Origin of the sequence: Nonomuraea sp. NPDC049141, from assembly GCF_040648415.1 — a bacterium.
Taxonomy (GTDB): Bacteria; Actinomycetota; Actinomycetes; order Streptosporangiales; family Streptosporangiaceae; genus Nonomuraea.
Window position 1 is genome coordinate 112,071 of sequence record NZ_JBEZDR010000027.1, and the last position, 13,867, is coordinate 125,937.

Annotated in this window: 13 protein-coding genes and 1 pseudogene; 11 read left to right on the top strand and 3 right to left on the bottom strand. The window is 70.6% G+C overall.

All coding sequences use genetic code 11. The features are described 5' to 3' along the window. Positions 1–8 precede the first annotated feature (8 nt). The gene (locus tag AB0B91_RS53005) at positions 9–668 is read left to right on the top strand and encodes a MerR family transcriptional regulator (protein WP_358338660.1); all 660 of its coding nucleotides are present in this window, start codon (positions 9–11) and stop codon (positions 666–668) included. Positions 669–678: 10 nt separating this feature from the next. Continuing rightward, positions 679–1,152 (top strand): annotated as a pseudogene (locus tag AB0B91_RS53010) (alpha/beta hydrolase); the annotation flags it as partial. Between the two features lie 14 nt (positions 1,153–1,166). Here the strand turns inward: AB0B91_RS53010 and AB0B91_RS53015 are convergent. Continuing rightward, a complete protein-coding gene (locus AB0B91_RS53015) occupies positions 1,167–1,844 on the bottom strand; it encodes a ThuA domain-containing protein (RefSeq protein ID WP_358338663.1) in 678 nt (225 codons plus the stop codon). A gap of 97 nt (positions 1,845–1,941) precedes the next feature. On the opposite strand from AB0B91_RS53015, the gene AB0B91_RS53020 reads away from it, so the two are divergent. From AB0B91_RS53020 to AB0B91_RS53030, 3 genes are read left to right on the top strand one after another with little or no spacing between them, the layout of a single operon-like run. After that, entirely contained in the window at positions 1,942–2,805 is an 864-nt protein-coding gene (locus AB0B91_RS53020; RefSeq protein ID WP_358338666.1) for an NAD(P)-dependent oxidoreductase, read from the top strand. 7 nt (positions 2,806–2,812) lie between these two features. Then, complete coding sequence (locus AB0B91_RS53025; protein WP_358338669.1) at positions 2,813–3,658, top strand: RNA polymerase sigma-70 factor; 846 nt, start codon at positions 2,813–2,815, stop codon at positions 3,656–3,658. An 18-nt stretch (positions 3,659–3,676) separates the two neighbouring features. Then, complete coding sequence (locus tag AB0B91_RS53030; RefSeq protein WP_358338672.1) at positions 3,677–4,438, top strand: SDR family oxidoreductase; 762 nt, start codon at positions 3,677–3,679, stop codon at positions 4,436–4,438. On the opposite strand, the gene AB0B91_RS53035 is transcribed toward AB0B91_RS53030, so the two are convergent. Continuing rightward, positions 4,428–5,000 carry a helix-turn-helix domain-containing protein gene (locus tag AB0B91_RS53035; protein ID WP_358338675.1) on the bottom strand — a complete coding sequence of 191 codons (573 nt, stop codon included), beginning with the start codon at positions 4,998–5,000 and terminating at the stop codon, positions 4,428–4,430. The two genes, AB0B91_RS53030 and AB0B91_RS53035, sit on opposite strands and share 11 nt — an antisense overlap. Before the next feature lie 85 nt (positions 5,001–5,085). On the opposite strand from AB0B91_RS53035, the gene AB0B91_RS53040 reads away from it, so the two are divergent. From AB0B91_RS53040 to AB0B91_RS53060, 5 genes are all read left to right on the top strand, one after another. After that, positions 5,086–6,735 carry an FAD-dependent oxidoreductase gene (locus AB0B91_RS53040; protein WP_358338678.1) on the top strand — a complete coding sequence of 550 codons (1,650 nt, stop codon included), beginning with the start codon at positions 5,086–5,088 and terminating at the stop codon, positions 6,733–6,735. Continuing rightward, positions 6,732–8,171 carry an ATP-binding protein gene (locus tag AB0B91_RS53045; protein ID WP_358338680.1) on the top strand — a complete coding sequence of 480 codons (1,440 nt, stop codon included), beginning with the start codon at positions 6,732–6,734 and terminating at the stop codon, positions 8,169–8,171. Before AB0B91_RS53040 ends, AB0B91_RS53045 begins: the two co-directional genes overlap by 4 nt. A gap of 84 nt (positions 8,172–8,255) precedes the next feature. After that, positions 8,256–9,389 (top strand): M20 family metallopeptidase, encoded by a 1,134-nt coding sequence (locus AB0B91_RS53050; RefSeq protein ID WP_358338683.1) that lies wholly within the window; start codon positions 8,256–8,258, stop codon positions 9,387–9,389. A gap of 61 nt (positions 9,390–9,450) precedes the next feature. After that, complete coding sequence (locus AB0B91_RS53055; RefSeq protein ID WP_358338686.1) at positions 9,451–10,506, top strand: LLM class flavin-dependent oxidoreductase; 1,056 nt, start codon at positions 9,451–9,453, stop codon at positions 10,504–10,506. A gap of 28 nt (positions 10,507–10,534) precedes the next feature. Beyond that, positions 10,535–12,025 carry an AMP-binding protein gene (locus tag AB0B91_RS53060; RefSeq protein WP_358338689.1) on the top strand — a complete coding sequence of 497 codons (1,491 nt, stop codon included), beginning with the start codon at positions 10,535–10,537 and terminating at the stop codon, positions 12,023–12,025. On the opposite strand, the gene AB0B91_RS53065 is transcribed toward AB0B91_RS53060, so the two are convergent. After that, positions 12,010–12,621 carry a TetR family transcriptional regulator gene (locus AB0B91_RS53065; RefSeq protein ID WP_358338692.1) on the bottom strand — a complete coding sequence of 204 codons (612 nt, stop codon included), beginning with the start codon at positions 12,619–12,621 and terminating at the stop codon, positions 12,010–12,012. The genes AB0B91_RS53060 and AB0B91_RS53065 overlap by 16 nt on opposite strands. A gap of 97 nt (positions 12,622–12,718) precedes the next feature. Between AB0B91_RS53065 and AB0B91_RS53070 the strand changes: the two genes are divergently transcribed. Next, positions 12,719–13,867, top strand: a complete 1,149-nt coding sequence (locus tag AB0B91_RS53070; RefSeq protein WP_358338695.1) for a cytochrome P450 — start codon at positions 12,719–12,721, stop codon at positions 13,865–13,867.

A 13,867-nucleotide genomic window follows, 5' to 3' on the forward strand; every position in this document is an offset into this window, starting at 1 on the left:
ATCTAGCGATGCGTGTTTCGGAGCTGAGTGTCGAGTCCGGTGTGGCGATCGCGACGATCAAGTACTACCTCCGCGAGGGACTGCTGCACCAGGGCCGGCAGATCGCGGCCACCAGAGCCGAGTACGACGACTCCCACCTGCGCAGGCTCCGCCTCATCCGGGCGCTGCTCGAGGTGGGCCGGCTGCCCGTCGCCTCCATCAAGAAGGTCATCGAGGCGGTGGACGACGAGTCGCTCTCGGTGCATCTCATGCTCGGCACCGCCCAGTACGCTCTCGGTCCCACCATCGAGCCGGAGCCCGGTGAGGAGTGGGACGCGGCTCGCGGCCAGGTCGACACGCTCATCGCGGAGCTGGGCTGGGACGTCAGCCCCGAGGCCCCCACGCGGGACGAGCTCACCCAGACCATCGTCAGGATGGGACAGCTCGGCATGTCCACCGACCTGATGGTCTATGCCCGGACGGCCGAGAAGCTGGTAGCCGACGTGGAGATGGACACGGTGCCGTTCGACGGGCCGCGCGAGGCCGCCGTCGAGGCGCTGGTGCTGGGCACGGTCCTGTACGGCAGGGCGTTCGACGCCCTCCGCCGCCTGGCGCACGAGTCGGAGTCGGCGCGGCGGGTCGGCGGCTCCGCCCGCGAAGAGCTGAGTGGAAGTGATCAGGCCGGGTAGGCGCGGGCGGATGTTCGATGATTTCGCGGCCGACCGGGTCGATGTGGGCGAGGCCGAGCTGTTCGTCCGGCACGGCGGCTCCGGACCACCCGTCCTGCTGCTGCACGGCCATCCGCGCACCCACGCCACCTGGCACCGGGTGGCCCCCTTGCTCGCCCCCGACCACACCGTGGTGTGCCCCGACACCAGGGGGTACGGGCGCTCGTCCAAGCCGCCGACGACCGCCGACCACAAGCCGTACTCCAAGCGGGTGATGGCCAGGGACATGATCGCCCTGATGCGCTCGCTCGGCCACGACCGGTTCGCCGTCGTCGGCCACGACCGGGGGGCGTACGTGGCCCAGCGGCTGGCCCTCGACCATCCCGACGCGGTCACGCGGCTGGTCGTGCTCGACAGCGTGCCCATCGGGGAGGCTCTGGCCCGCTGTGACGCCCGGTTCGCCGCCCTGTGGTGGCACTGGTTCTTCCTCGGCAAACCATCCGCTGTTTCCTGGGCGGCTCAGTCGGTCACGGCCACCGGGCGTTTCAACAGCCACAGGGCGGACCGCTGCAGTAACGTGCGGTGGATCTCGTTCTCGTACGACCTGACGTCGTGCCCCAGCGCGTCGTACACGACCCGCCCCCGCCGCACCGGCCGCGCCCACACCAGTGGCTGCCCGGTGGCCGACGACGCGAGCGGTTCCACGTCCGGCAGCACGTCGAGGTCGCTGTAGACCTCGTCCACCAGGTCGAAGTCGCGCAGCCCGTCCACGATCGGGTGGCCGCCGTGCACGCGTACCCCGGTCCAGCCCAGCGGCGGGTGGTGGGACTTGGGCCAGGTCCAGCAGCCGCCCAGCACGCGCGGCCACCCCTGCCAGTCGTCGAAGCAGATCGACGCCGAGTGCATGCAGAGCAGTCCGCCGCCCCGGTCGAGGTGGTCGAGCAGGGTGGTGCGGGCCTGGGCGGGCAGTTCGAAGCGCCACTCGTCACGCAGGTCGGCGAAGCGGTCGAGGTCCATCTGCCAGCGCAGCGCGTTGACGGTGATGAGCTGGACCTCCGACGGCTCGCTCAGCGCGCCCGCGATGTCCTCGGTGATCTCGGATTCGACTCCCACCCCGGCGAGCACTTCGGCGAGTGCCGCCGACGTGGCCTCGAAGTCATGGAACAAGCCTCCCGAAAGAATCAGATTTCTCGCCACGTCCCAACCTCATCATGCTTGTCGCGGCATTTCTACCCGTGGACTGTCACATCGCAGGGGCTTGTCCCGTCCTGATGACGAGAGAAACGGAGCCATCATGAGAGTTCTCGTCGCCGGCGCCACCGGCGTCATCGGTCGTCAGCTCGTCCCGCTGCTCGCCGCCGTGGGCCACGAGGCGATCGAACTGTCCCGGTCGAAGAACGCCGACGCGCTCGACCGCGAGGCGACCCGGCGGTTCGTCCGGGAGACCGCGCCCGACGCGATCGTCCACCTGCTGACCGCGATTCCCCGGACGATCGACCCGAAGCGGATCGACAAGCAGTTCGAGCTGACGAACCGGCTGCGCGTGGAGGGCACCCGCAACCTCATCGACGCGGCCCCGAACGCCAGGTTCATCGCGCAAGGCCTCGCCTACGCCTACGACCCGGCTCCGGGGCCGGCCGACGAGGACGCGCCGCTGTGGCAGGACCCGCCCAAGCCGTTCGCGCCCGTCGTCCATGCGCTGCGCGAGCTGGAGCGGCAGACCGCCGACGCCGGTGGGCTGGTGCTCCGTTTCGGTCACCTCACCGGCCCCGGCTCGGCGTACGACGAGGACGGCGCCACCACCGAGGCGGTCAGGGCGGGCAAGATGCCGATCGTCGGCGACGGCGGCTCGGTGCTGTCGTTCACCGGCGCGCACGACGCCGCCACCGCGATCGTCGCGGCGCTGGACAGGGACGTGACCGGTGCGCTCAACGTGGTGGACGACGCGCCGATCAGGATGGGCGACTGGCTGCCCGCCTACGCCGCCGCGCTGGGCGCTCCGGCGCCCAAGCGGGTGCCCGCGTTCCTGGCCCGACTGGCCGTCGGCCCCTTCGGCGTCGCGTACATGACCCGGCTGCGCGGCGCGGACAACAGCCGCGCCCGGCTCGCGCTCAACTGGCGGCCCCGGCATCCGTCCTTCTTCGACGTCGCGGCATGATGCCGTGGTGGACTTCGAGGACTACCGCCCCATGCTGCTCGGGCTGGCCTACCGCCTGCTGGGCAGCATGTGGGACGCGGAAGACGTGGTGCAGGAGGCGTGGCTGCGCTGGCAGGCCACGGATCACGCCGAGATCAGGGAGCCCCGCGCGTTCCTGGTGACCGTGGTGTCGAGGCTGGCGCTCGACCAGCTCCGCTCGGCCAGGGTCAAGCGCGAGAGCTACGTCGGCCCCTGGCTGCCCGAGCCGGTCGCGACGGCCGAGGCCGGGCCGCTCGACACGGCCGAGCTGCGCGACACGGTCTCGTACGCCACGCTGCACCTGATGGAGCGCCTGTCGCCGCCCGAGCGCGCGGTGTTCGTGCTGCGGGAGGCGTTCGAGCTGCCGTACGACCAGATCGCCGAGATCGTCGGCGCCTCGGTCGCCAACGCCCGCCAGCTGCACCACCGGGCCGCGCAGCGGCTGGAGCAGGGCCGTGACCGGTTCCAGCCAAGCTCGGAGCAGCATGCCGAGCTGCTGCTCAAGTTCGTGGCGGCGGCCTCGGGCGGCGACCTGGGCGCGCTCACCGACCTGCTGCACGAGGACGTCGTGGCCTGGAACGACGGCGGCGGCAAGGTCCGCGCCGCGCTCCGCCCGATCATCGGCCGCGAGAAGGTGGCGGCGTTCGTCAGCGGGCTGGTGTCGCGCTACGCCTTCGGCGAGGCGGAGCTGGTCGAGGTCAACGGCCACCCCGCGATCCTGACCAGCGTCGCGGGCAGCGAGCAGCTCGTCGCGATCGAGATCCGCGACGGTCGCATCCATGGCCTGTACGGTCTGCTCAATCCGGACAAGCTCTCACGGGTACGGACCGCCTGACGACCTATAGTCACCTTCATGGATCTGGGCATCAAGGGCAGGGTCGCACTCGTCACCGGAGGCAGCGCGGGCATCGGGCTCGCCGCGGCCAAAAGCCTGGCGCGGGAGGGCTGTAACGTCTGCGTCAGCGCGCGCAATCCGGAACGGCTGGCCGACGCGGTGGTCGAGCTGCAGGAGTTCGGCGGCGTGGTGCATGCCGTGCTCGCGGACGTGGAGGAGCACGACGCCGCCGTCCGGGTGGTCGCCGAGACGCGTGACGTGCTGGGCCCCGTGGACATCCTGGTGGCCAACGCGGGCGGACCGCCCGTGGGCCGGTTCGTCGACGTCCGCCTGGACGACTGGGACATCGCGGTGCAGCGCAACCTGCTCGGCACCGTACGCCTGCTGCACGCCGTGCTGCCGGAGATGCGCGCCCGAGGCTGGGGCCGGATCGTCACGATCACCAGCCGGTCGGTGCGCGAGGCGATCGACGGCCTGGCCCTGTCGAACGCGACCCGCTCGGCCGTCGCCGGGATCGTGCGGTCGCTGGCCCGGGAGGTCGGCGGCGACGGCGTGCTGGTCAACAACGTGCTGCCGGGCCCGATCGACACCGAGCGGCTACGCGAGCTCGCGGGCGGCAACGAGGGCCTGGCCGCGCGGGGCAGCGGGGTGCCGGTGGGCCGCGTCGGGCGGCCCGAGGAGGTGGGCGACGTGGTGGCGTTCCTGGCCAGTGATCGGGCCTCGTTCGTGAACGGGGTCTCGATCCTGGTCGACGGCGGCGAGAGCCACGTCATCGCCTGATCAGGGTCGCCACGACCGAGGCGGCCCACGCGTCGGCCGGCTGCCCGAGGTCGGTGAAGAAGGCCAGGTGGGCGCGGTGGAAGCAGGCGCCCATCAGCAGCGAGGCGGCGGCCCCGGCGTCGATCGCGCCGTCGAGCCGGCCGAGCCGCTGCTCGGCCCGCAGCACCTCGGCCAGTGCCTCGATCGGCAGGTGCGGGCCGGTGGCCCCCTTGGCCAGCATGCTCCTGAACGTGCTCAGCAGCGACGGATCGGAGATCATCCCCGAGGCGATGCCGGCGGCGCGGCCGTAGAAGTCGACGGCCGCCAGCGCGAACTCGGTGAGGTTGCCCGCCAGGTCGCCCTGCCCGGCGCGCTCCCGCAGCGCGGCCAGCGCCGGGGCGAGCGCGGGCAGCCGTTCGAGCAGGACCGCCAGCAGCAGCGCCTCCTTCCCGGGGAAGTGCTTGTAGAGCAGCGCCTCGGAACAACCGGCCTGCGACGCGATGCGTTTCGTGGTCGCCCCCGACAGGCCGTACTCGTCGATGGCCTGCTGGGCGGCGTCGATGATGCGATCGCGCGTGTTCATGGGCGCATCTTATTAGTGAGCGCTTACTGACTTGGCAGCACATGACATCCTTCCTTTTAGAGACAAACGTGGGGAAGGCAGGGCCATGGACAAGCCGGTCATCGTGACGGTGGACGACGACCCAGGCGTATCGCGGGCGGTCGCCCGTGACCTGAGACGCCGCTACGGCCAGCAGTACAGAATCGTCCGGGCGGAGGCCGCGGACCAGGGCATGGAGGCCGTGAAGGAAATGCGGCTGCGCGGTGACGACGTGGCCGCGATCCTGGCCGACTACCGGATGCCGCAGATGAACGGGGTGCAGTTCCTTGAGGCCGCGATGGACATGTATCCCTACGCGCGCCGGGTGCTCCTGACCGCCTACGCGGACACCGACGCCGCCATCCAGGCGATCAACGTGGTGGACCTTGACCACTATCTGCTCAAGCCGTGGGATCCGCCGGAGGAGAAGTTCTATCCGGTGATCGACGGCCAGCTCGACGCCTGGCACCGCACCGATCGCGCCGAGGTCGCCGAACTGCGGGTGGTGGGCGATCGGTGGTCGGCGCCGTCGTACAAGGTGCGTGAGTTCCTGGCCCGCAGCCACGTGCCGTACCAGTGGATGCTGGCCGAGGACCCGGAGGGCGCCGAGCTCGTGGCGGCGGTCGGCGCGGACTGCCGGCTGCCGCTCGTGGTCACCGCCGACGGCGTCTCGATGCAGTCGCCCGACCAGGCCTCGCTCGCGGCGGCCGTGGGCCTGTCGACCACGCCGGCCACCGACTTCTACGACCTGATCGTCATCGGCGGCGGCCCCGCCGGGCTGGGCGCGGCGGTGTACGGCGCCTCTGAGGGGCTCAACACCGTGCTGATCGAGGCGCACGCCTCCGGCGGGCAGGCGGGCCAGAGCTCGAGGATCGAGAACTACCTGGGCTTCCCCGACGGCGTGTCCGGCCAGCAACTGACCGACCGGGCGCGCAGGCAGGCGCTGAAGTTCGGGGCCGAGCTGCTGAGCGCGCAGAAGGTCAGCCATCTGGAGCCCCGGGGGCAGGCCAGGGTGGTCGGGTTCAGGGAGGGCGGCGAGATCGCCGCGCACGCGGTGATCCTGGCGACCGGGGTCACCTACCGCCGCCTGGACGCGCCGGGCCTGGACGAAATGGTGGGCAGGGGCGTCTTCTACGGCGCGGCGCTGACGGAGGCGCCCTCCTGCAAGGACAGCGAGGTCTACATCGTCGGCGCGGCCAACTCGGCCGGTCAGGCGGCGGTCTACCTGTCGGGATTTGCGAGCACGGTTCATTTGTTGGTGAGAGGTGACGGTTTGGAGAAGTCCATGTCGCACTACCTCATCGAGCAGATCGCCGCGATCCCGAACATCGAGGTGCACTACCAGACGCAGGTCACCGGCGGCGCCGGCGACGGGCACCTGGAGCGCCTCACGCTCTCCACGAAGGGCGAGGAGCAGGTGGTCGAGACGCAGTGGCTGTTCGTGTTCATCGGCGCCGAGCCCTTCACCTCCTGGCTCGGCGACACGATCGAACGCGACGCCAAGGGGTTCGTGCTGACCGGGCCGGACCTGGTGCAGGGCGGCAAGCGGCCGCGCAACTGGACGCTCAGGCGCGAGCCGTACTTCCTGGAGACGAACGTGCCGGGAGTGCTGGCGGCGGGTGACGTACGGGCCGAGTCGATCAAGCGGGTGGCCTCCGCCGTCGGTGAAGGCGCGATGGCAGTCGCGCTCGTGCATCGTTACCTGGAGAAGCAATGACCATCGACATCGACGAACTCCGCAAGCTCTTCCTGTTCGAGCGCCTGACGGACGAGCAGCTCACCAAGCTGGCCCTCAGCGGTGCCATGCGGTCCTACGCGCAGGACGAGATCATCCTCCAGCAGGGCGACCCGGCGGAGTGCTTCGCCGTACTGGTCGAGGGCGAGATCCAGATGATCCAGGAGACGGTCACGGCCGGGACCGTCGCCATGCCGCGGAGCTCCCAGCCGGGCGTGTACGGCGGGGCCACCAGCGCCTATCTCGGCGACCGGGCACCGGACCGCTACCAGCACAGCCTGCGGGCCACCGCGCCCTCCCGGATGTTCCTGCTGCCGGCCAGGAAGTTCGCGCACATCGTGGCCGAGTGGTTCCCGATGGCGATGCACCTGCTCGACGGCATGATGTCGGGCGGCCGCATGCAGCGGGAGGTCATCGACCGGCGCCAGCGGCTGACCGCGCTCGGCACGATCACCGCCGGGCTCACCCATGAGCTGAACAACCCGTCGGCGGCGGCCGTACGGGCGGTGAGCGAGCTGCGCAAGCTGATCAGGACCTCCCGCATGCAGCTGGCCCAGCTCGCCGAGGACGGCATACCGCCGGAGCGGCTGCGGGCCCTGATCGAGATGCAGGAGAACTGCACCGCGGCCGTCGGCAAGCTGCCCCCACGCACCCCGATGGAGATCTCCGACGCGGAGGACGACCTGGGCGAGGCCCTGGACGAGCTCGGCGTGGAGGACGCGTGGGAGCTGGCACCGGCGCTGGTCAACGCCGGATTCGGCCGCGTGCACCTGGAGAAGGTGCACAAGAAGGTGGGCGAGGAGCACACGGGCGCCGCGCTGCACTGGCTGGCCGAGGCCATCGAGATCTCGCAGATGCTCGGCGAGGTGACCGAGGCGACCGAGCGGATCACCTCGCTGCTCGCCTCGGCCAAGCAGTACTCGCAGATGGACCGCGCGCCGTTCCAGGTCTGTGACGTGCACGACCTGCTGGACAGCACGATCGCCATCTTCCGCGGCAAGATCCCGCCCGGCATCACCGTGGTCACCGACTACGACCGGACGCTGCCGCCGATCCCCGCCTACGCCGGCGAGCTCAACCAGGTGTGGACGAACCTCATCCACAACGCGCTCGACGCGATGGACGGAGAGGGCACGCTGACCATCCGCACCGCGCACGACGAGGACGAGGCGATCATCGAGATCGGCGACACCGGCCCCGGTGTGCCGGACGCGATCAAGGACCGGATCTTCGAGCCGTTCTTCACCACGAAGACCGTCGGCCAGGGCACCGGCCTCGGGCTCGACATCTCCTACCGGATCGTGGCCGGACGGCACGGCGGCGAGCTCAAGGCGCGGTCGGCGCCCGGCGACACCTGGTTCGAGGTACGGCTGCCGCTGCGCGAGTCCGCGGCGGTCGCGTCGTCCCCGGCCGCGTAAAAGCCGACCGGGTAAAGGTCAGGGGTGGTAACTCTCACACGCACCTCGCGTGTCAGGGTCTCCTCCCTTGGATAAAGGATTTACGTGCCCATCACGCGCTGGACCAGCCAAGCCCTGCCCGCGATGCTCGACGATCTCAGGACGCTCGTCGAGCTGGAGACCTACAGCTACGACAAGGCCATGCTCACCCAAGGGCTCGCCGCCGTCCGGGCCCTGGTGGAGGAGCGGCTCGGCGTGCCGGACCAGGCGGTCGTGCACGACGGCGGCCAGTACGGCGACGTCCTGGAGCTGACCTACCAGGGCACCGCGCCCGGCACCGTGCTCATGCTCAGCCATTACGACACCGTCTGGCCGACCGGGACGCTCGCGGAGTGGCCGTTCACCGCGCTGGACGGCAAGATCACCGGGCCGGGCGTGTTCGACATGAAGACCGGGCTCGTGCAGGCGATCTGGGCGCTGCGCGGGCTGCGCGAGCTCGGCCTGCCGCACCCGAGCGTGAAGTACCTGTTCAACGGCGACGAGGAGATCGGCAGCCTGTTCTCCCGACGGCACATCGAGGCCGCCAGCGCGGACGCGCTGGCGAGTCTGGTCTTCGAGGCGTCGCTGGACGGCGTGCTCAAGACGGCGCGCAAGGGCGTCGGGCTGTTCGAGGTGACGGTCACCGGCGTTGAGGCGCACGCCGGGCTCGACCCCGACTCGGGCGCGAGCGCCATTCACGCGCTGGCCGAGCTCGTCACCCAGCTCGCCGGAGCCGGCGCGCGGGAGCTCGGCACCACGCTGAACGTCGGGCTGATCAGCGGCGGCACCGGGCGCAACGTCGCGGCGGGCCGCGCCACCTGCGGCATCGACGTCCGGGTCGCGCGGGCGCCGGAGATGGCGCGCATCGACGAGGTGTTCGCCGGCCTGCGCGCCTCGGACCCGCGGGTGTCGGTCAAGGTCACCGGCGGCTGGAACCGGCCGCCCATGACGCCCAATCCGCACTCGCAGCACCTGTTCGAGCAGGCGTGGGCGGTCGCGGCCGGGTTCGGCTGGGTGCTGGAGCAGACGGCGGTCGGCGGGGCCAGCGACGGCAACTTCATCTCCGCGCTGGGGCGGCCGGTGCTCGACGGCATGGGCGCGGTCGGCGACGGCGCGCACGCGCGGCACGAGCACGTGCTGATCGAGCACATTCCCGAGCGCACCGCGCTGACGATGGGGCTGCTCACAGCCCTCGCCTAGGAAACACGGCCCGTGGTAATGTCCCAAGCGAGCGCTTGGTTTACCACTGAGGGGCCGCCGCATGAAGTTCTCGACCTTCCACCTCTTCCACCGGTTCGACGGCCAGAGCTTCAAGGACGTCTACGACTACCACCTGGAGCTCATCGAGCTGGCCGAGGAACTGGGGTTCGACGGGGTACGGCTGGCCGAGCACCACTTCCGCGACTACGGCGTCGTGCCGAACCTGTTCACGCTGCTCGCCCACGCGGCCGCCCGCACCTCGCGCATCCGCCTGGGCACGGGCATCGTGGTGCTGCCCCTGCACAACCCGGTCCACGTGGCCGAGGAGGCCGCGCTGGTGGACGTGCTCTCGGGCGGACGGCTGGATCTCGGGATCGGGCGTGGCTACCAGAGCTTCGAGTTCGAGGGCTTCGGCATCGACCTGGCCGAGGCGCGCGACCGGTTCAACGAGGCGCTGGAGGTGATCCTCGGCCTGTGGACCGAGGAGGCCTTCCAGCACGAGGGCAAGTTCTACAAGACCGGCGCCGAGGTGTCGCTGACACCGCGCCCCCTCCAGACGCCGCACCCGCCGATCCATGTCGCCGCCGTCTCCCCCGAGACCGTCACCATGTACGGCGAGCGCGGGCTGCCCATCCTGGCCGACCCGGCGGCGACGTTCCGCAAGGTCGTCAAGGCGGCCGAGACCTGGCAGGAGACCGCCGCCCAGGCGGGGCACGCGGGGGGCGCCGAGCTGGTGGTGGCGCGGAGCGTCTACGTGGCGCCGACCGTCGAGCAGGCCCGCGAGGACCAGGCCAGGTTCGAGGCGTCGTTCGACCGGTCGCGGATCTTCAACGAGCGCAGCGCGCCGATCGACCCGAAGACGGGCAAGGCCGCGCAGGGCTTCGAGTACTACCAGGACCGCTATCTCAAGGGCGGCTCCGTCTCGGCCGACTTCCGCTGGGAGCAGCTTGAGGTGATCGGCGACCCGGCGCGGGTCATCGACCAGATCTCGCTGCTGCGGGAGGCCGGGTTCGCCAACCTGCTCTGCGACTTCGGCAGCACCCGGCCGATGCCGCTGGAGGAGATGAAGAAGGTCATGCGGTTCTTCGCCGCCGAGGTCATGCCCGCATTCCACTGACTTTTCCACCGACGCCGCAGGAGAAGCGATGATCCACAGCCTGTCGCTGTCCGACGTACTCGCCGAGCACGCGCGCAGCCGCCCCCAGGTGACGGCGGTGGTGGACGGGGAAACGCGTCTCACCTATCCCGAGCTGGACGCCCGGGTCTCCCGCCTCGCGGACGCCCTCGCCGCCGCGGGCGTGGCGCCCGGCGAACGCGTGCTCTGGCTGGGGCAGAACTCCCACGCGGTGCTGGAACTGCTGCTGGCGTGCTCGCGGCTGGGGGCGATCTTCTGCCCGGCCAACTGGCGGCAGTCGGCGGACGAGCTGCGCTTCGTGGTCGAGGACCTGGCGCCGCGCGTGGTCGTCCGGGAGCCGTCCGACGCCACCGACGCCCTGGAGAGCGGCACCGCGCTCTGGGTGCGGACCGGAGAGGAGTACGAGCGGCTCGTCGCGAGCGGCTCCCCCAGGGACTTCCCGCCCGCCGAGGACACCGAGCCGGTGCTGGCCCTCTACACCGCCGCCTTCGACGGCCGCCCCAACGCGGCCCTCCTCAGCAGCGCGGCCCTGCTGGCCCACAGCGTGTCCCTGCTGGTGGTGCGCCAGATGGAGTCCGGCTTCACCTTCCTCAACAACGGGCCGCTCTTCCACGTGGGCACGATGATGTTCTGCCTGGCCACCCTCCAGATCGGCGGTACGAACGTCTTCACCCCCGCCTTCGACGCCGAGGAGGTCTGCCGCCTGATCGACGCCGAGCGGGTCACGCAGGCGTTCCTGTTCGGCCCGATGATCGACGCCGTGACGAAGGCGAACACCGGCGGCAAGTACGACCTGTCGTCGCTGCGGTTCGTCTCGCACTCCGCGGAATGGGACGCGATGATCACCGTGGACGACTCCCCCTGGTGCCGGTCCAAGATGGGCGGCTACGGGCAGACGGAGGTCGGCGGCATGCTCACCTTCCTCGGCCTGGCGCCGGGCGCCGCCGGGTTCGCCGGCCGGCCGTCCCCGCTGGCCCAGGTCCGCATCCTGGCCCCCGACGGCAGCGAGGTGCCGGCGGGCGAGGTGGGCGAGATCTGCGCCCGCGGCAAGACCCTCTTTTCCGGATATTTCGCCCGACCCGACTTAAATGCGGTTAAGTCGGCGTACGGCTGGCATCACACCGGCGACCTCGGCCGGCGCGAGCCCGACGGCACGATCACCTTCATCGGCCCCCGGCTCCGCATGATCAAGTCGGGCGCCGAGAACGTCTACCCGGCCGAGGTCGAACGCGCGCTCAAGGCCCACCCGGCCGTCGCCGACGCCGCCGTGATCGGCGTCCCTGACGCCACCTGGCACCAGGCGGTCAAGGCGGTGGTGGCACTCAAGGAGGGTGCCGAGGCGACGGCCGACGACCTCATCGACCACGTCAAGAACGCTCTCGCCTCCTACAAGAAGCCGCGTGAGGTGGCGTTCGTCGACGCGATACCCAAGCGCGGCTTCACCCCCGACTACGACGCCCTGGACGCCGCCCACGGCGGCGGCAACTACCCGGGCGCCTGACCGGGCTCCAGGCACAACCCCGCCTCCAGGTGGGCCAGGGCCTTGTCGACCTCGGCGGGCCCGTCCATCACGGGGTTCTTCACCCAGTCGAACCAGACCGCGATCATCACCCCGGCGATCGCCCCCGTGATGTTCCGGATCTCCGGATCGGACGTGGCGCGCCCCGCCCGCCTGGCCAGGATCTCCTGCATCGTCCTGAGCGTCCCGGTGATGTTCTCCAGGCTCGCCGCCCACAGCTCGGGCACCGTGAGCATGAGCCGCTCCCGTTCCACCCCCTCGGCGATCTCCTCGGCCGACTGGCCCGCCGTCACCTCCCGCATGGCGACGCGGACCGCGCGTATCGGGTTCAGCTCGGCCGGAGCCGCGTTCAGGGCCTCGGCGAAGGGCGGGAACTGGTCGATGAACACCAGCTCCTCCTTCGTGGCGAAATAGCGGAACACCGTGCTGGGCGCCACCTCCGCCGCCTCGGCGATCTGCTCGACCGTGGTCTCGCTGTAGCCCTGCTCGCGGAACAGCCGTAGCGCCTCCTTCTGGATCAGCGCCCTCGTCCTGGCCTTCTTCCGCTCCCGCAGACCCTGCACCGGTCGATCGCTCATGTCACTGATTGTCGGGGTTTCGGCACAGAGTCGTCTACTCACAAGAGATCACCTCTATCTGCTATACAACTCTCAAATAGGAGTCTACTCTCAAAATATGCGACTTCCCATGGACAGAACCCCCGGATGCCCCTTCGACCCGCCTCCCGAGCTGGCCAAGCTGCCGCCTTTGTCGCGCCTGGACTACCCGGACGGGCACGCGGGCTGGCTGGCGACGGGCTTCGAGGCCGCGCGGATCGTGCTGAGCGATCCCCGGTTCAGCAACCGCCAGGAGCTCAAGCACAGCGCCGTACGCGCGACCTCGCAGTTCGGCCAGGACCAGCCCGCTCCCCCTGGCATGTTCGTGACGACCGACCCGCCCGAGCACACCCGCTACCGGCGCCTGCTCACCGGCCAGTTCACGGTCCGCAGGATGCGGCTGCTGGAGCCCCGGATCGAGGAGATCGCCGCCGAGCATCTCGACGCGATGGCCGTCTCGGGGCCGCCCGTGGACCTGGTGCGGGCGTACGCGCTGCCGATCCCGTCGCTGGTCATCTGCGAGTTGCTCGGCGTGCCGTACGAGGATCATGAGTTCTTCCAGGAGATGACCGCGCGGTTCGTCGCCCTCGACGAGGAGGGCGTGTCGGAGCTGGCGGCGCTCGCCGGCTACCTGGGCGAGCTCGTACGACGCAAGCGCGCCGAACCGGGTGACGACCTGATCAGCGGCCTGACCGGCGACCTCAGTGACGAGGAGCTGACGAACCTCGCGCTGATCATGCTCATCGCTGGCCACGAAACCACCGCGAACATGCTGGGCCTGGGCGTCTTCGCACTGCTGGAGCACCCGGAGCAGCGGGCCTTGCTCAACAGTGACAACGCGATCGAGGAGCTGATGCGCTGGCTGTCGATCCTGCACGTGGGCGCGCCGAGCCGGGTCGCGCTGGAGGACGTGGAGGTGGCGGGCGAGCTGGTCAGGAAGGGCGAGTCGGTCGCGCTGTCGCTGCCGGCGATCAACCGGGACCCGGGCCAGTTCGCCGATCCGGACGAGCTGCGGCTCGACCGGGCCGAGGCGCGGCGGCACCTGGCCTTCGGGCACGGCGTGCACCAGTGCCTGGGGCAGCAGCTGGCCAGGGTCGAGATGCGCATCGGCTACCGCAGGCTCTTCGAACGCTTCCCCGGCCTGCGGCTGGCCGTGCCCGCCTCCGAGGTGCCACTGAAGGAGCGCGCGGCGGTCTACGGCGTGGAGAGCCTCCCGGTCACCTGGTAG